Raw genomic sequence first — 21,426 nt, forward strand, 5'->3', positions numbered from 1 at the left:
GTCATCAGGAGAGTTGCCGGTGCCGCCGTGACCGGGGCTGCGCCCGGGTGCTGGGGTCGGCGAGGCTCACGACTGCCAGGCCTGGCGGAATCTCCGCCGTGCCCGCGCCAGTCTCGACTTGACCGTGCCCACGGGCACTTCCAGCAACCGCGCGGCGGCCGCCTCCTCCAGGCCTTCGAGGTCGCGCAGCATCAGCACGGCCCGGTGTTCCGGCGAGAGCCGTTCCAGGACGTCCCGGATGTCCACCGCGCTCTCCACGTCCTGCCGCGACGGCAGTTCGGCCAGCTCCGCGGGGCTGGCGCGGCCGTCGCGTCTGGCGATTCTCACCGCTTCCCGTACGGCTATCGCCCGCGCCCAGCCGTACAGCGCCTCGGGCTCACGCAGCCCGCGCAGGTTCCTGAAGACGGCGATCAGCGCCTCCTGGACGGCGTCGGGTCCGCTGTCGAGCGCGATGGGGCCGCAGATCCGGCCGAGGTACGGCGTCAGCTCGTCGAGCAGGTCGCTCATGGCCATGGTGTCCCCGCGCTGTGCGGCCAGGACCCGTTCGACGGTCACCGGGACCGCTCCTCGACGCGGGCGGCCAGCCGCGCCAACGCCTTGCGCCCGGCAGGCCTCACGCCCAGCGGCACCAGCGCGGACCGCCCCGGCACACGAAGACCTCCGGTCTGCGCGACGAGCGTGCCACCGGGTACGGCCGTCGCCGCCAGGCCGACGAGCAGGAACCTGGACTGCATCCAGCACCAGCCCGGTCGCAGGTCGACGGCGAATCGGGCGCGCATGCCGTACCTGCTGCGAGCCGTGGCGACCAGCCGCCCGTGGCCGTCGTCGGCGACGATCCGCACGTGCCGCATGTCCGGCTCGAACGTGCCGAACTCGCGCTCCAGGTCGCTCGCCACCTCCCAGATCAGCTCGAAGGGGGCCGGGATGACGCGCTCGGCGACGTGCGCGCCCGGGATGGCGGCGGCCAGCGCGCGCAGGCGCCGCACCGGGTCCAGATCAACGACAGGCCAGTTCATATACGTCCAGAGGCGGCGAGGTTCCCAAAGGTTCCATGGAACCATCGGGGAATCCGCCGCCTCCTTGAGGGCATGAACACCAAACGTCTCGGCACCTTCGTCGCCGCCATCCTGGTCCTCGACGCCATGGCCCACCTGTACTGGCTCGTCAGGCCCGCGTCCGACCCCCGTGCGCTGTCGATGGCCGTCCTCAACATGGACGTGCCCTTCACCCCCCGGGTTCTGCTGCCGCTGATCCTTCTGCTGACCACGGCGGCGATCGCGATCGTAGCGGTCTCCAGGGGCCGGGGCGGGTGGCCGGCGAAGGCGGTCGTGTTCGCGCTCGGGGCGGGGCTGCTCGTGCGGGGAGCGCTGGGGCTCGTGTGGTCCTCCGGCCTCGGCACCGACACCGGCACGCCGTTCTACCGGCTCAACCTCCTGCTCTACACGCCTGTCTGCCTGATCGCGGCCGGTTCGGTGGGCCTCGTCCTGGCGCGTACGCGGAGGACGGGCGCGCGGGTTTGACCGGCGGCCGGCGTCGCGCTACGGGACTTCCCCCGCGTGGTCGACGATGCCGGCGGCCACCTGAGCGACCGCGAAGATCACCTGACCCTCGGGCAACGCGCCGTGCGGCGGCGGCGCGGCCGATCCACCGACGTAGACGGTGATCTTCCCCGCCCCGACGCCTGGTGATCGTTTCGCTGCCTTCGTCCCGCTGGGCTCGCTCCTTGCCGTCACCCCGCGTCCACATTTCGGTGGTGTGCCGCGAGCCGGTCTCGCCTCCTCCCTCCGGCGACGCGGCCGACGTGGGCGCGATCTTGGGCGATCGGTAGAAGTCTCTTCTGGCGTAAACCCACTGGGCGTCTCGCGGATAGACGTCCGCCTGCCCCGCCGCCGCCGTCGCGCGCTTGGCCAACGTCTCCGCGTGCCTCCGGTCTTCTCAGCTCCCTGGACCCCGCCAGAGCGTCCGGCCCGCCGTGGGCGGTTCCTGGTGTGGAATGAATGTCACGACCGTACTTATCCGAAGGCGGGGAACGGGTTCCCGCCCGCGGCACGGCTCTGGTTCAGCGGGTGACGCCGCTGAGTTCGTTGGGGGTGTTCGGGAGGGACGCGGTCTTGAGGATCTTGCCTGAGGCGAGGTCGATCGCGTGGAGCTGCTTCTTCGCCGGGTCGCTGACGAACACCGTCTGGGCGCGGGCGAAGATGTTCGGGCGGGGCTGCTGCCAGTCCAGCGGCTCGGTCCAGGCGCCGAGGACCGGGATGGTCCTGACGACCTTGGCCGCCACCGGGTCGATGACGTGGATCTTGCCGTCGGTGCCGAGGACGAGGGCTTCTCCCTGCGGGCCGCGGGCCAGCGAGCGGAAGGTGTAGCCGGCGCCGAGCTCCAGGAGCCGCAGCTTGCCGGTGTCGGTGTCGATGAGCGAGACGCGGGTGGGACGTTCCAGTTCGGCGTCGGGGTCGGTCTTGTAGTCGCCGAGGACGACGGGCGACATGTCGGTGCCTGACTGGTTGCCGATTCTGCCGTAGGTGTCCGGGCTCGCGACCTTGGTGATCTTGCCGTTCTTGTAGAGGAGGACGCCGTTCTCGCAGCCGATGACGACGGCTTCGTCCTTGGCGGTGGCCTCGCCGTGCACGCCGGGGCACTGCTCGCTGCGGGCGAGTTCCTTCCTGTTCTTGTCCAGGACGACGATGCCGCGGCGTTCCTCCTCCGTGCCGAGGGTGACGAGGAGTTCTCCGTTCTCGAGCTCGATGGCCACGCCGTGGTGCGGGGCGGCCGCGGTGTAGACCTCCCCCTTGGGCAGGCCCTCGCCGAGCCGCGCGGGGTCGAAGAGGGTGACCTCGCCGCTGCCGTCGGCGAACAGGACCGTGGTGCCGCCGTGCCTGACCACGTGTCCCGGCTTGGCGGCCTTGAACTCGTCGTTCTTCAGCGCCGGGGAGACGGCGTCGAGGACGCGGAAGCCGGTGGCGGTCGAGACGAGCATGTGACGGTCGTCTCCGGCGGCGTTGACCCGGTTGTATCCGGTCAGCGGGATGTCCTTGGCCAGGCGCAGGGTCTTGCCGTCGAGGACGTACAGGCCTCCGGCGTAGGTGGCGACGAGCGGTTCGGCGACCGGCGGCGGCGGGGCCGCCGCCTTTGTGGTCGTGCCGCAGGCGGTCAGGAGGAGGCCGGCGGCGATGAGCGTCGGGAAACGCATGGTGAAGACACCTTTCATTGGAGGGATGTGACGATGGCCGTGGTGTTGGTGCGCATCATGTCCAGGTAGGTCGCGGCGCCCGGTTCGCGCCGGCTGAGCGACTCGGAGAACAAGGTGACGACGCGGACGTCCAGGCGGGTCTCCGAGGCCAGGACCTGGGCCAGGCGGTCGGGATGGGAGGAGTCGGCGAAGATCGCCTTGACCTTGGCGCGCCTGATGGCGTCGGCGAGCGACTTCAGGTCGGAGGCGCTCGGGGAGGCGAGCGTGGTACCGCTGGGGATCACCGCCCCGATCACGCTGAAGCCATACCTTTTGGCGAAATATCCGAAGACATGGTGGTTTGTCACGAGCTTTCGGTTGCCGGCGGGGATGGCGGCGATCTGGGTGGCCATCCAGATGTCCAGTTCGGCGATGCGTCCGCGGTAGGCGGCCGCGTTCGCGCGGACCCGGGCGGCGTCGATGCCGTCGACCTCCGCGATGACGCGCTCGGCGATCAGGTCGACGGCCTTGGCGACCTGCCGCGGATCGGCCCAGAAGTGCGGATCGGCGTCCGCGTCGCCGATCACGCCGTCGCCGACGGCGAGGGTGGGGACGGCCGCTTCGCGCGCGGCCCGGACGTTGCGCAGCACGCCCTCCTCCAGCCCGAGGCCGTTGTAGACGACGAGGGCGGCGTCTTCCAGCCGGGCGGCCTGCTGGGCGGAGATGCCGAAGGAGTGCGGGTCGGAGTCCGGCTTCATCAGCACGGTCACCTCAGCCTCGTCGCCGACGATGTTGCGGGTGATGTCGCCGAGGATGTTCGTGGTGACGACGATGCCCGTGCCGTTCCCGGTCCCCGCCGCGCAGCCCGCCAGAAGGACGATCGCCAGGAGGGCGGCGGCGACGCGGCTCATCGGCCGATCTCCGTCATGTACCGCGGCGCGAAGCCGAGCCTGAACGTCCGCGCCCGTCTGAGCCTGTCGTTGTAGTCGATCTCGTGGACGGCCTTGCGCGCGGGGTCGTTGACGTAGGCGCGGGCCGTGTCCACCTGAATGACAGGACTTTCCGGTACGGCCAGCAGCTTCGTGCGCGCCGTCCGTTTCCCGGTGGCGGGATCGTGGGACTGGAGCGTTCCGTCCCCGGTCAGCGACAGGACGGGCAGGCCGTCACCGGCCGCGTTCACCGCGACCACGCCCTTGCTCCTGATCAGCTTCCAGGTCGAGCGGGTCACGTCGAGCACCCAGATGCCCTGGTCACCGGCCATGGCGGCGAGCGTGGTGCTCCCCGGCCGGTGATGGAACTCCGTCGCCCGCACGCCGCGTACCGGATACCCGATCTTCTTCCCCGCGAGGTTCCCGTCGACGACCAGGGCGCCGTCGGCGCACCCGACGACGACGCCGCGGCGGGTCACAGCGGCGCCTTCCGGCTCACGACATCCCTCGCCGATCGTGCGGACCCGCGCCCCGGCCCTGGTCCTCACCTGTACGGCGTCGCCATCGGCCACGAGCAGATGCCCCGCGAAGGGCACGACGGGACCACCCGCCGAGAGGACGCCGATCTGGGCGATGTCCCCCTTGTCCAGGCGGGCCCGGTCGAGCAGCTTGACCGTGCCGTCCCCGGACCGCACGGCCGTGACGGCCGTGTCGCTGAACGCCTCGTGCGGCCCCCGCCCGGTGACCTCGCCGAGATCGCGAACGGCCGACCTGTAGTAGTGGACGTGGTCGCCGTGATCGACCATCCACGCACCTCCATCGACGATCCGCAGCGCGCCGCCGGACAGGAACGCGTGCCGTCCATCCCCGGTGACCCCCGTGACGTCCCCGGCCTCGCCGGCGGCGTACACCTTCCCGCTGAGCAGGTCGAGGACGTGCGCCTTCGCGCCGTCGGCCAGGACGAGCCGGTACTGCGGCTCGGCGGTCTCCTCCGCCCCGGCCACGTAGCCGTGGGGAGCGGCGTTCTCGGCAGGCTCGGTGGCGCATCCGGCCAGTACCAGCAGCCCCGCGAGGGCGATCTTCATCACTGCGTGCGATTCCTTCCGGCGATCCCGCGACCGATGGCGGAGACGAAGAACAGAGCCACGGCGACGGCGGCGATCGTGGCCCCCGCGGCCGTCCCGGCGTGCCACGACACCACCAGCCCCGCCGCGGTCGAGACGACGCCCAACGCCGCGGCGCCCAGCATGATCATCGGGATGCGGCGCGCCCACAGCGCCGCCGCCGCGGGCGGCGCCACCAGCAGGCCGAACACGAGCAGGGTGCCGACGATGTGGAAGGACGCGACGATCGCCAGCGTGAGCAGGGCGAGCAGCAGCACGTGAGCCAGCCGCGGCCGCATGCCCAGCGTGTGGGCCTTGCGCGCGTCGAAGGCCAGGGCGACGAAGAGCCGATGACCCGCCAGCGCGACCAGCGCGCAGACCCCGAGCGCGACGGCCAGATGGACCAGATCGCGCGGCCGCACACCGAGGACGTCTCCGAAGAGGAACGCGGTCAGATCCACCGCGAACGACTCCGAGTGCGACACCACGATCACGCCGAGCGCCAGCATCCCGGCGAACAGCAGGCCGATGCTCGTGTCCTGCGACAGCTTCGGCGACCTGCTGATCGCGCTCACGCCGAGCGCCATCGCACCGGCGCTCACCAACGCTCCGGCCAGGAGATTGACCCCGATGAGCGAGGCGAGCGCGACTCCCAGCAGCATCCCGTGCGACATCGCGTCGCCCAGGAAGGCCATGCCGCGCAGCACCACCCACGTCCCGGCGAGGGCGCAGATGAGGGAGACGAGGATCCCGCCCATGAGGGCGTGCCGCACCAACGACACCTGAAACGGATCAAGCAACCAATCCATGGCAAAGCACTCTACAATGAAAACCATTATCAATTTCAACTCGGAGGTGTCCGTGACCGTCGCGATCAGCGATCTCAGTGCGGGGTACGGCGGGCGGACGGTCCTGCACGGCCTCGATGCCCGCTTCCCGGGACCAGGCGTCACCGCCGTGGTGGGGCCGAACGGTTCCGGCAAGTCGACGCTGCTGGCCGTACTGGCCGGAGTCGTCAAGCCGCTGTCGGGAACGGTGTCGCGGGACGGCGGCAGGCGTCCCGGCTACGTGGTGCAGCGCAGTGAAGCGTCCGACACGCTGCCGATCACGGTCCGGCAGACGGTGGCCATGGGCCGCTGGGCGCACCGTGGCGCGTGGCGGCCGCTGTCACGGCAGGACTGGGCGGTGGTCGACGCGTGCATGGCCCGGCTGGGGATCCGGGAACTGGCGGGCCGCCGGCTGGGCGCGCTGTCGGGCGGGCAGAGGCAGCGCGCGCTCCTGGCCCAGGGGCTGGCGCAAGAGCCTGACCTCCTGCTGCTCGACGAGCCCGCGACAGGGCTTGACGCGGAGGCCCGGCAGCGCATCTCCGACGTACTCGACGAGGTGCGCGCCGACGGGACCACGGTCATCCACGCCACCCACGACCTGCGCATGGCGAAGTGCGCGGACCACTGCCTCCTGCTCGATCAGGGACGTCTCGCCGCAGCGGGGACACCGGCCGAGGTACTGACCGCACCACGCCTGGGCCCGTTCTCCGGTGCGGTTTCCTGATCCAAGCGGTGTCGCCGACGGCGAGCACGCAGCCGTGCCGGCCCTATCCGAGCCCTCTGCCGCCGTGTCCATGGGGGGCGGCGGCGAACAGCGTCGATCCGCCGGAGCGGGCTCGCCCACCGGTGTCGACGGCACGGTGGAGCCGCGCGCGGTCCTGGAGTGCTGCGCGCCGGGATCCGTCCGACGGCCTCATCGGCGTGACCGGGGCCCGCGAAGACCTGGAGCGCCGGGGGCCGGCGGCTCCTCCCGAGCCGCCGGCCCCCGGCGCCGCGCCGGTTCACGTCATACGACGCGGCAGCCGGTGGTGGTTTCTGTTCTGGTGCAGGTGTCGGGATCCACGCCGCCGGCAGGGGCGGCGGGCAGTCCGCCGTCGGCGGTGTCGCCGGGCTGGCTGGTGGTGTGCCCCTGCCCGTCGATGGAGTCGGCGCCGTCGCCTCCACGGATGACATCGTCGCCGTCGCCCTGCTCGACGGTGCTCAAGCAGGCGGTGGTGTCGTGCTTGCCGCGATCCCCGCACAGGAGATCGTCGCCGTCGCCGCCGTCCACGGTGTCGGCTCCCAGGCCGCCGAACAGCCGGTCGTTTCCGTCGCCACCGAGGATCTCGCCGTCACCGTTGCCGCCATAGATGACGTCGACTCCGGCGTCGCCGGTGACGGTCGACAGGTTGCCGCCGCCGGCGGCTCCTTCGCCGGCGCCGCCGCCTACGGTGATCATGTCGTCGCCCGCGCCGCCGGTGGTGCTCGCTCCGCTGAGGAGCCCGTCTCCGCCGTGTCCGAGGGCGCCGGTGGCTCTGCCGCCGCCGACCGTGATGGTGTCGTCGCCGTCCCGTCCGGCGACCGTGCCCGCCAGGACGCCGTGGCCGCCCAGGCCCCCGGCGTTCGTGGCGACGCCGCCGAGGACGGAGACGTTGTCGTTGCCCGGCCCCGCGTCGACGCCGCCCCCGGCGACGGCGGCGTTGACACGGGAGTCGGCGCCGGCCGTCGCGTCGCCGCCGTAGATGAGGATGTTGTCGTGGTCGGTTCCGCCGTTGATCTGGCTCGATCTGACGGCCAGGGCCCCGGTGGCGCTCGCGGCGCCCCTCAGGGTGATGCTGTCGTCGCCGTCGCCGCCGTTGACCGTGGCGCCGTCCACGGCGGGCGAGCCCGCGGCGCTGATCATGTCGGCGCCGCCGAGGCCGTTGACGGTGGTGCCGGGCAGGATGGAGGTTTCGTCGCGGCTGCCCGCCCAGCAGGTGATGATGTCGTTGCCGGCGGTGCCGTTGATGACGGTGCCCGTCTGGGCTGTGCCGTTGACGGTGCACGTGCTCGCCGCGGCCGCGTGGGCCGCCGGCGCGAACGCGAGCAGGAGCGCGGTGGTCGCCAGGGGGATGGTCAGGGTGTTCAATCTCATGATGAAGGTCCCTTGAGGGATGAGATCCACTGTCCGTAGAGGGGTTCGATCAGGGTCTCGTCGTAGGGTGTTCGATAGGTCACCTCGACTCGGCCCGTGCCGGCCGTGGGGAGCACATCGAAGAACAGCCCGTACTTCGCGTGCCTGGCAGGTGGCGAGACGAGCTCGACCTCCAGGCCCGGCCACGCGAGGTCGGGCAGGGTGGGATTGAGGTCGAAGACCACATCCACATCGGGTGCGTCGGTCATCGGGGTCAGGTCGAGCGGTTCCCCGGCGCGGCTGGTGACGACGGCCACGTCGAGGAAGTGCCCGGCGAAGGCGTGCTGGCCGGTCCTGGCGTCGGCATGGAAGCCGACCCGCAGTTCGGCCCGCCCCGTCACCTGGTGCAGCGCGTCGCAGAACGCACGGAACGCCAGCCTGAACGGCGTGAGCCCCTCGCGCTTCGCCCGCTCACGCACGTCGTCCCAGTGAGGCAGGCCGAACTCGCGCCGCGTCGCGGGCGAGAAGTCGTGCGGTCCGGGCGGCCGAGGAGTGACCCCGGCGGCTCCTCCGGGCAGCGCGGGGATCGGCGGCACCCCACGCGGCAGCCGTTCACCGCGTACGGCACGCGTATAGGCCTCCGTCAGGTCTTCGAGCACGAGCCCGGCCGACACGCCGTCCAGGACCAGGTGGTGCCCGAGCAGGACGAGGGTGTGCAGGTCGGGCCCCTGCCGGAGGAGCGCGGCACGGAACAGCGGGCCGCCGTCGAGCGAGAAGGGCGCCTCGGTCCAGGTCCGCACGTCGTCACCGTCGGCCACCTGGAGTTCCCCGGCGATGCTCGGGTCGCCGCGCAGGGCGGCGCCGTCCTCGGTGAAGGCGGCGGTCAGCGCGGGATGGCGGCGCAGCACGTACCGCACCGCCTGGCCCAGGGCCGCGACATCGAGCCGGCCCCGCAGGCGCAGCAGCATGGTCTCGTGGTAGGCGGTCCACTCGGGACCGTGATCGCGCTGGATCTGCCACAGCCGCCGCTGCTGTGGCGTCGCCCGCCACTCCGGCCGTTCCCCGGCAGGGAGGAAACCGCCCTTTCTCAGGGCGCCCACGCTCCGCTCCACCGCGTCGAGCAGGTGCTCGGCGTCCCGGTCGTCATGCGCGGTGGACAGGAAGAACGTCCTGCCCTCCCACACGTGGACGCCCTCTGCCAGCAGGCTGTAGTAGAGCATCTCCAGGGGAAGCGGCTGGTAGAAGCCGGCCGTACCGCGATATTCGATCCGCCACAGTGAGCCGAACGAGGCGATCGAGTACGGCAGGCCCTCGGCCTGGAAGATCTCCGTCAGCCCGTCGGTGATCCGCGCGGCCCTGGCGTTGAGATCCGGATAGAGCGTGGGCCCTTCCGCTTCCAGATGATCCAGTACGGCACGCGCCGCGCTGACCGCGAGCGGATGTTTCTGGAAGGTGCCGCCGAACAAGGTCGTCCGGGCGGTGGGCGCGCTGTCGTCGCCGTATCCCCAGGCTCCGCCGTCCATGCCGTCCATGAGGTCGGCGCGGCCGGCGATGGCCGCGATGGGCAGGCCGCCGCCGATGACCTTTCCGTAGGTGCTGAGGTCCGGAGTGATGTCCCAGTGGCCCTGCGCGCCGCGCAGCCCGATACGGAACCCGGTGATCATCTCATCGAAGATCAGGACGATGCCGTGCTCGGCGGTCAGCCGCCGCAGCTCGGCCAGGAACCGCGCGGGCTGCACGGACGGGTTCCTGTTCTGCACCGGCTCGACGACGACCGCGGCGAGCTCGCCCGCGACGGACCGTATCCGCCGCAGCGAGTCGTCCTCCCCATAGGGCAGGACGACCGCCTCGCCGGCGGCCGCCGGTGACAGCCCGGGAGCGCCGGTGTCGGCCAGCACGGCGTCGATCAGCCCGTGATACGACCGCTCGAAGTAGGCGATCTTGTCGCGTCCCGTGGCCAGCCGGGCCAGCCGGATCGCGCCCATGACCGCCTCGGAGCCCGTGTTGCAGAAGGTGACGCGATCATGACCGGTGATCTGGCAGAACTGATCCGCCAGATCATAGGACTGCTTGAGCTGATAGCCCAGGGAGTAGGTCTGGCCGAGCTGACGGCGGATCGCCTCGGTCACGAACGGCGGATTGTGCCCGAGCAGCTGAACGCCGAAGCCCATGCAGTAGTCGGTGTAGACATTTCTCGCCGCGTCCCAGAGCCGCGCCCCCTCGGCCCGCTCGGCGACGAACGGGACGATCAGCTCCTTCAGCGCCGGGCGGAAGTTCGCCCACGGCCGGCTCTCCGCGAGCCGCGGCCGGTAGGCGCCCGCCAGTTTCTTGGCCGACTCATCCCGTTTGCCCATCCGCTCCACGAGATCGGCCACGTAGTGGCGCTGGGGCTCGGTGAGCGGTTCAGGCCTGCTGTGCGGTATGGGCGTGCTGTGCGGTACGGGCCTGCCGTGCGGTACGGCATGCGGCACCGGCATCGCGGGAGCCGGGGGAAGATCGCGCTTCGGCGGGATCTCGTCGCGGGCGGCGGGGGTCAGCAGGCGCAGCTGCTCCCGCATGATCACCAGCTGCTCGGACACGAGCCGGGACAGGGACGCGTCGGCGGCGGGCTCAGAGGCGACAGCGGGCTCCAAGGCGGGAGCGGGCTTCACGGCGGGGGCGGGTTCAGGGGCTGCGGTGCTTCCGATCGCGGCCGCCAGCGTCCGCACGGTCGGGTAGGTGTCGAACAGCATCGAGGGCTGCAGTGCCGTGCCGTACCGGTCGTTGAGGTAGGACACCAGCTTCATCAGCACCAGGCTGTCGGCGCCGAGGTCGAGGAAGGTCGCATGGTCGGAGATGTCGGCCGCGCCGAGCTTGAGATGTTCGGCGAGCCGCTCCTTGATGGTGACGACGGTGTCGCCGTGCATGCCGTACTCCTTGGTGATCGCCCAGTGCCGGGTCCTCTGCCACGGATAGGTGGGCAGGTCCGGCAGGAAGGTTCCGTCGGGGTGGCGGGCCGTCCAGTCGATGTCCGCTCCGGCGCGGTAGAGCCGCGTGAGCGGTTGGGCGACACTGCCGGCTCGGTGGGCCTGGACGACGCGGACGGGCCGGTCGGCGATCGCGGTGATGTCGCCGGCGTGGGTCGGGCGCGCGCCGACTTCGAGGAAGGACGCGAATCCGATGGTCAGGAGGGCCTCGATCGCCTGGTGGAAGCGGACCGGCTCAGCGATGCCGCGGGCCCAGTAGTCCGCGTCGAGCGCGTCGCCGCCGGCGACCGCCCCGAGCACGGTCGAGCAGAAGACGGCCGTGCCCGCGGAGGCGGCGGCCGGGAGGTCGGTGGCCGTCATCGCCTCGGCGACGTCCCGCATGAGGGGACTGTGGAAGGCGTAGTCGCCCGGCAGGGGCTGACCGGAGCATCCGGCTCCCCGCAGCGCCCGCATGGCCGCGCCGAGGTCGCCGCCGGAGATCACGAACCTGTCGGGGCCGTTGTAGGCGGCGATGACCGCGCTCTCGCCCAGATGCCGCCTGACCTGGTCCATGGGACCGGTCACGAACGCCATGCGGCCGCGCCCGTGGGCCCGCCGCATGGCGGCGCCCCGTGCCGCCGCCACCCTGGCGGCCTGCTCCAGGTCGAGCAGCCCGGCCGCGTAGACGGCCGCGGTCTCTCCCGCGCTGTGCCCGACGACGGCGGCGGGCCGCACCCCCAGGGATCGCCACAGGTCGGTGAGCCCCGCCTGGAAGGCGAACAGCACGGCCTGCGCCACGTCGGTGCCGTCGGGGATCGGCTCCGCACCCAACAGCATCGCCCGCAGCGGCAGCCGGAACATCGGCTCGCACCTGGCCACCACGTCCGCGAAGACAGGCTCGTCCAGCAGGGCCGGGGCGTCGGGGAGGTGGCTCTGCCCGCTGAACACCAGGACGGGATCGCGCCAGGGCACACCGTCCGCCTCGGGTTCCGGCAGATTCCGCAGGTCACGCCGTAGCTGCTCCCGGTCCTGCACGATCACGGCCGCCCGATGGGGGTGATGCGCCCGGCGTACGGCGGCGCTGTGGCAGATGCCGGCCAGCGGCCTGTCCTCGGCGAACTCCGCATAACGCTCGGCCAGCGCGCGCAGCGCGCCGGGACTGCGCGCGGACAGCGGCAGGATCAGCGGGCTCGGGAAGGCGGGCGCTGGCCCGGCGGCCTGGGCCGGAGGCTCGGCGACGATCAGGTGGGCATTGGCTCCTCCGAAGCCGAACGAGCTCACCGCTCCGATCAGCCGCCCCTCCGCGGTCCACGGCATGGACCGGGTGACCACCTCGACCTTGGGGTTACGCGGCAGCCGCGGGTTCGGCGGATCGGCGTGCAGCGAGGCCGGCAGGTGGCGCCGTCCCAGGCACAGGATCAGCTTGGCCAGCCCGGCCATGCCCGCCGCCGCCTCCGCGTGCCCGATGTTGGACTTGACCGACCCGACCCGGCAGATCCCCGACTCCCTGGCGCCATAGGTGCGGGCCAGCGCGCTCATCTCTATCGGGTCGCCGAGCGCGGTGCCCGAACCGTGCGCCTCGACATAGGTGACCGCCTCGGCGGGCAGTCCGGCGTCGGCCAGCGCGCTGCGGATGACCGCTTCCTGGGCGGTGCCGTTCGGCGCGGTGAGCCCGTTGCTGCGGCCGTCCTGGCCGACCGCCGAGCCGAGGATGACGGCCAGGATCTCGTCGCCGTCACGTTCTGCCGCTTGGAGGGGTTTGAGCAGGACCACGGCACAGCCGTCCGAGCGGACGAAGCCGTCGCCGCCCGCGCCGAACGATCGGCAGCGGCCGTCGCTGGACATCATCCCGAATTTGGACAGCGACACCCAGTTCGCCGGGCCGAGCACCAGGTTGACCGCGCCCGCCAGGGCGATGGAGCAGGCGCCCCGCCGCAGGCTCTGCACGGCGAGGTCGACGGCGACCAGCCCCGAGGAGCAGGCGGTGTCCACGGCCATGCTGGGTCCGCGCAGGTCCCAGGTGTAGGAGATGCGGTTGGCGGCGATCGACGACGCCTGTCCCGTACTGAAATAGGGGCCGATGGCGGTCAGGTCGCCGCCCAGGGCGCGGCCGTAGTCGCTGCCGCTGATCCCGATGAAGACCCCGCAGTCACCGGCTCGGGCGGGTGGCAGCCCCGCGCGTTCCATCGCCTCGTAGGCGGACTCCATCAGCAGCCGCTGCTGTGGATCCAGCTGCTCGGCCTCGGCGCGCGACAGGCCGAAGAATCCCGCGTCGAACTCCTCGATGCCGTCGACGCACCCCGCCCACCTGCTGCTGATCTTCCCCGGTTCCTCCGGGTCGGCCGAGTAGAGCCGGTCGACCGGCCACCGCGACGGCGGCACCTCCCCGATGGCGTCGACTCCGCCGGCCAGCAAGCGCCACAGCTCCTCGGGAGAGGCGACGCCCCCGGGGAACCGGCAGGCCATGGAGACGACGGCGATGGCGTTCATGGTGTGGCCAGCGCTTTCGCCAGGTCGGAGATCGTCGGATGATCGAAGATCAGGGAGGTGGGTACCGGCGCGCCGAGCATGCGTTCCAGCTCGGCGGCCAGTTGCTCGGCCCCTACGGAGTCCAGGCCGAGGCCGGCGAAGGGCATGTCGTCGGCGAGATCGTCGGCCGGCACCGCCAGGATCTTCGCGAGCATGAACCTGAGCATCGGCCTGAGCATGGCCACGCTGGGCTGGGGAGCCGCGTCGCGCTGCCGCCACTGGTAGCGGACGCGGAGTTCGCCGGCCGCCAGCCGGCGGCGGCACTCGTTTCTCTGGACCTTGCCGCTGGAGGTCTTGGGCACGCTCCCCAGGTGGACCAGGGTGATCGTGTCGAGCTTGAGCTGAAACGCGGAGGAGATCACGCGCTGGATCGCGGTGGCCATGTCGGCCAGCGACTCCTGTGACTGTGCCCCGCGGATCTCGCACGCCAGGCCGACGGCGCCCTCGTCCTGGAACGCGGCGAGGCCACCGGGCCGGATGGCGGGATCCACCTCCTGGGCGACGTGCTCCAGGTCCACCGGATGGTAGTTCTGCCCGCGGACGATGATCACGTCCTTGAGCCTGCCGGTGAGGTAGAGCTCGCCCTCGTGGAAGAAGCCGAGATCGCCCGTACGAAGTTCGCGCAGGTCGCCGGACCGGCCGTGGAAGCCTTTGGCGACGCCCCAGCCGGCGACGGCGATCTCCCCGACGGCGCCGTCGGGCAGGACCTCGCCGGTCTCGGGCGACAGGATGGTGACGTCCAGGCCGGGCAGCGGCCGTCCGCACGACGACAGCGACCGGCCCGCCGGCGCCGCCTTGGCGCTGCCCGCGCTCAACGCGTCCCGGTCGGCGGTGAACCGGCCCGGCGTCTCGCCCGGCCGGGGTGTCGTCACCGCCAGCGTGCACTCGGCCAGGCCGTAGGAGGGGCGCATCGCCTCGGCGCGGAACCCGCACGGGCCGAACGTCGTGGCGAAGCGGTCCATGGTCGCGACGCGGACGGGCTCGGCCCCGTTGATGGCGGCCTTCCAGGTGTCCAGCCGCAGCCGCGACCGCTGCTGCTCGGTGACCTTGCGCACGCACAGGTCGTAGGCGAAATCGGGCGCCGCCGAGTGGGTGCCGCCGAAGTCGGAGATGGCGCGCAGCCACCGTTCCGGATCACGGATGAACGCCTGCGGCGACAGCGTCACCACCCGCGCGCCGCGTAACAGCGGTATCAGCAGGCCGAGCACCAGCCCCATGTCGTGGAAGAACGGCGCCCAGTTGACCAGCACCGAGTCGCGCTCGATCTCCAGCGCGTCCCCGAAGTGCCGCGCCTGACCCAGCACGTTGTCGTGAGTGATCTCGATCCCGCGCGGCGAACCGGTGGAGCCCGAGGTGTACTGCAGATAGGCGAGGTCCTCCCCGCGCGCCCCACTCTCCTCGGGAACGGCGCCGCCGCCCCCACGCCCAAGCCACGTGATCTCCGCCAGGCTCGGGCTCAGCTGCACCACCTCCTCGCGCGAGACCTGCGGGGTGAGGCCGGCGGCGGTGATCCCGGCGTCCGCCACGATCCGCGCGAGCCTGTCGGCGGACCGGTCACGGGGTGTACGAGGCTCGGGAGCGGGCACCGGCACGGCGCCGCCCAGCAGGCAGCCGAAGAACTCCACCACGAAGTCGGGCCCGATGCTGTGCAGCAGGAGCACCCGCTGTCCCGGCTCGACGGCCGGCGCGAACGCCTCGCACGCGCGCCGCAACTCGCCGAAGGTCAGCGTGGTGCTCCGGGGCTCACCCCCGTGGTCGTAGTCCAGGTGGGTGAGCGCCGGACGCTCGGCGGGGTGTGCCAGCGCATCCTGGATCAGGCGCATCGGCTCAGATCCGTTCGCGCAGGCTGCGTGGGCGGATGTCCGTCCACACCGTGCCGATGTGCTCCAGGCATTCCTTCTCCGACCCGCGGAATCCGGCGTCGTCCCAGCCCGCGGGCAGGTCGCGGTCGTCGGGGTAGATCGAGTACTGCTCCTCGTGGTTCACCACAACGACGTAGTTCATCAAGGCTCCTGTCGATAGTCGGCGTACGGCCGGACCGTCATGGCATAGGCGGCCAGCAGGTAGGCATTGGAGTAGGCGACGACCAGTCCGTGCGGCAGCCGCGGCGACGGATGGTCGGCCAGCAGCAGCGCCCGGTCGGACGCCGGGTCCTGGACGAACACCGCGCTGAGCGCGAAGTGGTTGGGCTCGTATCGCATCGTGGGCGCCGATCCGAGTCGCTCGTCGTCGATCTGCGCCCCGGCCAGCGCGTGGAAGCGGTTGAAGGTGAAGCTGGCCGCCAGCTCGGGGTCGCGCATGAACGTGGAGATGGTCGCGAACGGCACCCGCCGGTGCGGCATGATCGCGACTTCCTCGCGGTGCACCCGCCGGACGAGATCGATCCAGGTGCCGCCGTCCAGGCGCAGCGTGAAGGGGACGATGTTGAGGAACAGGCCCAGGGCCTCGGCCCCTCCCGCCTCCTCGACCCTGCCGTGCTGGCCGAGCCCGGTGACGACGTCGGTACGACCGCTCGCCCGGCTCAGCGCCACCAGATGGGCGGTCAGGGCGACGCTCTTGACGGACACACCCGCGTTCTGGGCGAGCCTGGTCATGGCGCGGGACAGCTCGCCCGGCACCTCACGCTCGATGGTCCTGCCGACGGTGGGCCCGGGGGGCAGCTTGCCGAAGATGGCGCCGTCCGCGGCGGCCAGCCGTTCCTTCCAGAACGTCAGCGACTCGGCCGAGCCCGCGGCCTCGCGCTCCAGCGCCACGAACCGGCTGAAGCGGGACGCCGGCGGGGGCTGCGGAGGCGTCCGCGGCCGGCGGCTGAGCAGCGCGTGGCGGTTGATCAGCTCGGCCAGCAGGGAGGTGAAGCTCCAGCCGTCCAGGATCGCGTGATGTTCGACGACGGTGAGCTGGAAGGACTCCGGTGACAGCCGCTGGGCGTTCACCCGGAACAACGGCGCCCGGCCCAGGTCGAAGGGTGCCGACCACTCGCGTTCGACGAGCGCGGTGATCTCCTTGTGCTGATCGGTCCCGGTGAGGTCGCCCATCGCCAGCGGGAGTGGGGCCGACGCGCGCACGAGCTGCATCGGCTCGCCGAACGACGTCAGGTCGAAGCAGGTCCGCAGCACGGGATGACGCTCGGCCGCCTCGCGTACGGCCCGTTCCAGCGCCGCCTCGTCCAGGGGCGCCGCGACCCGGTAGCTGTTGACGTTCTGGTACGGCCGCAGCTCCGGGTCCAGCTCCATGTGGTAGACCATGGCGAGCTGCATCGCGGTCATCGGGTAGGCGTCCACCAGGCCGTCGATCGCCGCCGCCCGCTCAAGGTCACGGTCGTCGAGCTGGCCGTACGGCTGGGCGTCCGCGGCCGGCGCGGCCGGTGTCGCCTGATCGGCCGCCGCGGCGACGGTGGGATGGGTGAACAGCACGTCCAGCGGAAGCGTGTAGCCCGCCCGCCGCAACCTCCCGACGACCTGCACCGCGCGTACGGAGTCGCCGCCGAGGTCCATGAAGGAGTCCTGCCTGCTCACCCGCTCCACCTTCAGCACCTCCGACAGCGAGGCGGCGAGTGCCTGTTCCACGGGCCCTTGGGGCGGGTCGTAGACCTTCTCGGCCCGGCCCGCCGTCGGCAGGGCGCGCCGGTCGACCTTCCCGTTGACGGTCAGCGGTATCCGATCCACCACGATGACCGCCGACGGCACCATGTAGTCCGGCAGCCGGCCCGCCAGATGCGCTCGGATCTGACCCGTCGTGGCCTCGGCGCTCAGCACGGCGTAGGCGATCAGCCGGCCGTCGGTGGCCACGACCGCGCCGGAGCGGACCGCGGGATGCTCCATCAGCACCTGATGGATCTCGCCGGGCTCGATGCGGAACCCGCGGATCTTGACCTGGTCGTCGATCCTGCCCAGGTACTCCAGATTCCCGTCGGGCAGCCAGCGGGCCAGGTCGCCGCTGTGATACCGCCGGGCGCCCGGGACGGCGGGGTCGGGGCGGAACCGCTGGGCGGTGAGCCCGGGACGGCCCAGGTAGCTGCCCGCCACCCCGTAGCCGCCGACGACCAGCTCGCCCGGCACCCCCACGGGGACGGGATGCCCGCGCGGATCCAGCACCTCGGCCGACAGGTGGGCGAGCGGACGCCCGACGACCGAGCGCTCGAACGGCGTCTCGGGGGTGATGTCGAAGCCGGTGACGTGCACGGTGGTCTCGGTGATGCCGTACATGTTGCACAACCGGGCCTGCGGCGCCGCCCCCGCGGCGAACCACCGCCTGACCTGCTGGGGTCGCAGGGCCTCGCCGCCCAGGACGACCCAGCGCAGATCGCGCAGGACCCGCGGCGACTCCTCCACCAGGGCGGTGAGCTGGGCGAACGCGGAGGGCGTCTGGCTGAGCACGGTCACCCGCTCGCGCCGCAGGAGATCGGCGTACGCCTCGGGCGACCTGCTGACCTGCCGGGGAACGGTGACGACCCGCCCGCCGTACAGGAGAGCACCCCAGATCTCCCACACCGAGAAGTCGAAGGCGTAGGAGTGGAAGAGGGTCCACACGTCCCGTGGGCCGGGGGTGAAGCGCTCTTCCGCGGCGGCGAACAGCTCGGCGACGTTGGCGTGGCTGACCGGGACGCCCTTGGGCCGGCCGGTGGAGCCGGAGGTGTAGATGACGTACGCGGTGGCATCGGGGCCGGGCGGCTCCAGGCGGCCGGTGGGGCGGGCGGCGATCTCGCGCTCCTCCTCACGCAGGCCGATCGTGACACCTTCGCCCGCCCGGTCGGCCAGCACGACCTTGACACCGGCGTCGGCGACGATGAACGCGACGCGCTCCGGTGGGGTGCCGGGCGCGATGGGGACGTAGGCGGCGCCCGCCTTCAGCACGGCGAGGATGGCCTCCACCTGGCGTGGGGTGCGTTCCAGCAGGAGACCGACGTGATCTCCCCGGCCCACGCCACGGGCGCGCAGGTGGTGGGCCAGGCGGGAGGATCGCCGGTCCAGCTCGGCATAGGTGATGTCGGTGGCGAGCCGGTCGGCGTGCGCGGCGGCCGTCGTCTCGAAGCGCTCGTGCAGGCAGGCGTTCCGCGCGCCGCGTACCGGGCTGGTGACGGCGACGACGGACTTGTCGGCCCGGGTCATCAGCGGCAGGTCGGCGACCGGGGTGTCCGGCGCTTCGACCGCGGCGGCCAGCAGGGTCAGCCAGTGCGCCGCCATGCGCTCGATGGTCGCGGAGTCGAACAGGCCGGAGTTGTACTCGATCTCGCCGCGGAGGTCCAGGCCGTCGTCGAAGATCGACCACAGCTGGTCGAACTTCGCCGTCCCGGTCGTGTGCACCTGGGGGATTCCGCTCGCCTCGCCCAGCCGTACCGTCTTCGCGGCGGGCGTGGTGTGCACACCGAACGCGACGTGCGGGCGCTGCCCCGCGGACAGCCGGCCGAGCGGGGCATGGCGGTGCTCGAAGTCGTCCATGACCCCCTGCCACACCGTGTCCAGCAGGTCGGCGAAACGTCGCTCGCCCTCGATCCGGGTGCGCACCGGCAGCAGGGCCACGAAGTGGCCGATCAGCTCTTCCAGCTCGATGCGGTCTCTGACCACCGTCGAACAGCCGATCACCAGGTCGTCCTGGCCCGTGTAGCGGTGCAGCAACACGTTGAACGAGGTGAACAGGATCGTGAAGGACGAGACCCCGGCCGCGGCGGCGAGTCTGCGCACCTGTACGGCGAGCGCCGGAGGCAGGTCGAAGTCGTAGGTCGCGCCCTCGACCGTCCTGACCGGCGGGCGGGGACGGTCGGTGCGCAGGTCCAGGCGGCCGGGGGCGCCCTGGAGCCGCCGGGCCCAGTAGTCCAGGTCGGCACGCGCGTCACGTTCGCGTTGCCAGGTCGCGTAGTCGGCGTACTGCCAGGCGAGCGTGGGCAGGGTGTCCCCCGCGTAGAGCGTGGCGAGCTCGCGCTGGAAGATCTCCAGTGACAGCTCGTCGCAGGCGGCGTGGTGGAAGACCACGATCAGGGTGGCGGTGTCCGACCGCACCAGCAGCGCCCTGACGGGCAACTCGCGTTCCAGGTCGAACGGCCGGCGGACCTCGTCGTGGATCACGTCGCGGACCTGGTCGGTGCGGCACTGCCGCACCGGCAGGCCGATGTCGGCGGCCGGGCGGACCTGTTGCCGCGGTTCGGGCACGGCGGGCACATAACCGGTGCGTAAGATCGCGTGCCTGGCGACGACGGCGTTCAGCGCCGCCCTGAGCCGGTCCTCGTCCACGGGTCCGGTCAGCGGGAGCACCCAGGGGACGTTGTGCAGCGGGGTGCCGGGGCTGAGGCGGTCGGCGATCCACAGGGTGTGCTGGCCGTACGACAGGGCCGTCATGACGGCACCCGGGCGACGGCGGCGACCCATGCCTGGTCGTCGAGTTCTGACAGGGGGGCGATCTCCTCGGCGCGGCGCAGCAGCGTGGGGCGTGACGGCGCTCGTTCCATGAGGGCCTCGGCCTGGTCGTCGATGGTGCGCGCGGTATAGAAGACGCGCAGCGGGAGATCGATCTGGAAGGCGACGGCGATGCGGGCCTTGGCCTTGGCGACCGTGAAGGAGTGCGCTCCCAGCTCGAACAGGTCCGCGTCGACGGCCAGCGAGGCGAAGCCGAGCGACCTGCTCCAGATCTGGGTGAGCGTGTGGTGCAGAGGGGTGGCGGCGGGCTGCCGGGGTGGGGCGTCGAGCTGGGGTGGTTGCAGGGCCTTGCGGTTGATCTTGCCGTTGTGGGTGGTGGGGAGGGCGTCGAGGTAGTGGTAGCCGGTGGGGATCATGTAGTCGGGCAGGTGGGGTTTGAGGTGGTTGCGGAGCTGGTCGGGGGTGGGCCGGTCGCCGTGGGTGGTGAGGTAGGCGTTCAGCCGCAGGGTGCCGGTGGGGTCGGGGTGGGTGGTGACGGCGACCTGGGCGACGTTCGGATGGGTGAGGAGGCGGGATTCGATCTCGGCGAGTTCGACGCGGTAGCCGCGGATCTTGTGCTGGGTGTCGTTGCGGCCGTGGAAGATGAGCCGGCGGTCGGGGGTGTGCTGGGCGAGGTCGCCGGTGGCGTAACGGCGGCTGCCGGGCGGTCCGGTGGGGTCGGGGGTGAAGTGCCGCGCGGTGGTGGCGGGTTGGTTGAGGTAGCCGTGGGCCAGTCCCGGGCCGCTGATGTGGAGGTGGCCGATCTGGCCGGGCGGGGTGGGCGTGAGGTCGGGGTTGAGGAGCTGGATGCGGCGGTCGCCGAGGGGACGGCCGAGCGGGATGCCGGGCTGGTCGAGGTCGTCGGGGGTGATGGGGTGGATCATGGCCCAGACGGTGGTTTCGACGGGTCCGTAGGCGTTGTAGAGGTGGGTGTGGGGGAGGGTGGCCAGGGCGGTGGCGACGTGGGTGGGGATGGCGGTTTCGCCGCCGAAGATGAGGTGGTGGATGTTGGTGAGGAGGTGGGGCTGGGTGGTGATGACGGTGTTGAAGGAGGCGGTGGACAGGAAGAGGGTGGTGACGTGGGTGGCGTGGGCGGTGTGGGCGACCGTGAGGGGGTTGGTGTCGGGGTCGGTGTGGATGATGAGGCGGGATCCGGCGGTCAGGGGCGGGAGGATTTCGAGGAGGTGGAGGTCCCAGGACAGGGCTGAGTGCAGGAGTGCGGTGGTGTGGGGGGTCCAGGAGGCGTAGCCGGCGCCGAGGAAGAAGCCGGGGATGGCGCGGTGGGGGACGAGGGTGGCTTTGGGGGTTCCGGTGCTGCCGGAGGTGTAGGGGAGGTAGAAGGGGTCGTCGGGGTTGATGGGCAGGTTGGGGTTGGTGTCGTCGTGGTGGCCGGTGTCGAGTTGGTCGAGGTTGAGTACCGGGGTGTCGGTGTGGGTCCAGTCG

15 protein-coding genes are annotated in these 21,426 nt (G+C 71.7%); 2 read left to right on the forward strand and 13 right to left on the reverse strand.

The window, feature by feature from the left end; translation table 11 throughout:
* Window positions 1-66: 66 nt before the first annotated feature.
* On the reverse strand, window positions 67-555 hold the full coding sequence (locus tag ACIBI5_RS53360) for an RNA polymerase sigma factor (RefSeq protein WP_397259396.1): 489 nt from the start codon (window positions 553-555) through the stop codon (window positions 67-69).
* Window positions 552-1,016: a hypothetical protein gene (locus ACIBI5_RS53365; RefSeq protein WP_397259398.1), complete on the reverse strand. Its 465-nt coding sequence runs from the start codon at window positions 1,014-1,016 to the stop codon at window positions 552-554. Before ACIBI5_RS53365 ends, ACIBI5_RS53360 begins: the two co-directional genes overlap by 4 nt.
* 72 nt (window positions 1,017-1,088) lie before the next feature.
* Between ACIBI5_RS53365 and ACIBI5_RS53370 the strand changes: the two genes are divergently transcribed.
* Window positions 1,089-1,520, forward strand: a complete 432-nt coding sequence (locus ACIBI5_RS53370; protein WP_397259399.1) for a DUF3995 domain-containing protein — start codon at window positions 1,089-1,091, stop codon at window positions 1,518-1,520.
* A gap of 18 nt (window positions 1,521-1,538) precedes the next feature.
* Here ACIBI5_RS53370 and ACIBI5_RS53375 read toward each other — a convergent pair whose 3' ends face one another.
* The 5 genes from ACIBI5_RS53375 to aztB all read right to left on the reverse strand — a co-directional run bounded on the left by ACIBI5_RS53375 (window position 1,539) and on the right by aztB (window position 6,010).
* Window positions 1,539-1,733: a hypothetical protein gene (locus tag ACIBI5_RS53375; RefSeq protein WP_397259401.1), complete on the reverse strand. Its 195-nt coding sequence runs from the start codon at window positions 1,731-1,733 to the stop codon at window positions 1,539-1,541.
* 326 nt (window positions 1,734-2,059) lie between these two features.
* The gene (gene aztD / locus ACIBI5_RS53380) at window positions 2,060-3,190 is read right to left on the reverse strand and encodes a zinc metallochaperone AztD (protein ID WP_397259403.1); all 1,131 of its coding nucleotides are present in this window, start codon (window positions 3,188-3,190) and stop codon (window positions 2,060-2,062) included.
* A gap of 14 nt (window positions 3,191-3,204) precedes the next feature.
* Complete coding sequence (gene aztC, locus ACIBI5_RS53385; protein WP_397259405.1) at window positions 3,205-4,080, reverse strand: zinc ABC transporter substrate-binding protein AztC; 876 nt, start codon at window positions 4,078-4,080, stop codon at window positions 3,205-3,207.
* Window positions 4,077-5,183, reverse strand: coding sequence for a hypothetical protein (locus ACIBI5_RS53390; protein ID WP_397259407.1), 1,107 nt, complete (start codon window positions 5,181-5,183; stop codon window positions 4,077-4,079). The genes aztC and ACIBI5_RS53390 overlap by 4 nt, the downstream gene beginning before the upstream one ends.
* Window positions 5,183-6,010: a zinc ABC transporter permease AztB gene (aztB, locus tag ACIBI5_RS53395; RefSeq protein ID WP_397259409.1), complete on the reverse strand. Its 828-nt coding sequence runs from the start codon at window positions 6,008-6,010 to the stop codon at window positions 5,183-5,185. The genes ACIBI5_RS53390 and aztB overlap by 1 nt, the downstream gene beginning before the upstream one ends.
* A gap of 52 nt (window positions 6,011-6,062) precedes the next feature.
* On the opposite strand from aztB, the gene aztA reads away from it, so the two are divergent.
* The gene (gene aztA / locus ACIBI5_RS53400) at window positions 6,063-6,752 is read left to right on the forward strand and encodes a zinc ABC transporter ATP-binding protein AztA (RefSeq protein ID WP_397259411.1); all 690 of its coding nucleotides are present in this window, start codon (window positions 6,063-6,065) and stop codon (window positions 6,750-6,752) included.
* Between the two features lie 282 nt (window positions 6,753-7,034).
* Here the strand turns inward: aztA and ACIBI5_RS53405 are convergent, their stop codons facing one another.
* The 6 genes from ACIBI5_RS53405 to ACIBI5_RS53430 all read right to left on the reverse strand — a co-directional run.
* The gene (locus tag ACIBI5_RS53405; RefSeq protein ID WP_397259413.1) at window positions 7,035-8,141 is read right to left on the reverse strand and encodes a calcium-binding protein; all 1,107 of its coding nucleotides are present in this window, start codon (window positions 8,139-8,141) and stop codon (window positions 7,035-7,037) included.
* Entirely contained in the window at window positions 8,138-13,555 is a 5,418-nt protein-coding gene (locus ACIBI5_RS53410; RefSeq protein ID WP_397259415.1) for an aminotransferase class III-fold pyridoxal phosphate-dependent enzyme, read from the reverse strand. The genes ACIBI5_RS53405 and ACIBI5_RS53410 overlap by 4 nt, the downstream gene beginning before the upstream one ends.
* On the reverse strand, window positions 13,552-15,417 hold the full coding sequence (locus ACIBI5_RS53415; RefSeq protein WP_397259417.1) for an AMP-binding protein: 1,866 nt from the start codon (window positions 15,415-15,417) through the stop codon (window positions 13,552-13,554). The genes ACIBI5_RS53410 and ACIBI5_RS53415 overlap by 4 nt, the downstream gene beginning before the upstream one ends.
* 4 nt (window positions 15,418-15,421) lie before the next feature.
* On the reverse strand, window positions 15,422-15,598 hold the full coding sequence (locus ACIBI5_RS53420) for an MbtH family protein (protein ID WP_397259419.1): 177 nt from the start codon (window positions 15,596-15,598) through the stop codon (window positions 15,422-15,424).
* Window positions 15,598-19,926 carry an amino acid adenylation domain-containing protein gene (locus ACIBI5_RS53425; protein WP_397259421.1) on the reverse strand — a complete coding sequence of 1,443 codons (4,329 nt, stop codon included), beginning with the start codon at window positions 19,924-19,926 and terminating at the stop codon, window positions 15,598-15,600. The genes ACIBI5_RS53420 and ACIBI5_RS53425 overlap by 1 nt, the downstream gene beginning before the upstream one ends.
* Window positions 19,923-21,426 (reverse strand): non-ribosomal peptide synthetase (locus tag ACIBI5_RS53430; RefSeq protein WP_397259423.1); only part of this gene is annotated, 1,504 nt, incomplete at its 5' end. The genes ACIBI5_RS53430 and ACIBI5_RS53425, both read right to left, overlap by 4 nt.

It is taken from the genome of Nonomuraea sp. NPDC050540 (genome assembly GCF_044457485.1).
GTDB lineage: Bacteria > Actinomycetota > Actinomycetes > Streptosporangiales > Streptosporangiaceae > Nonomuraea.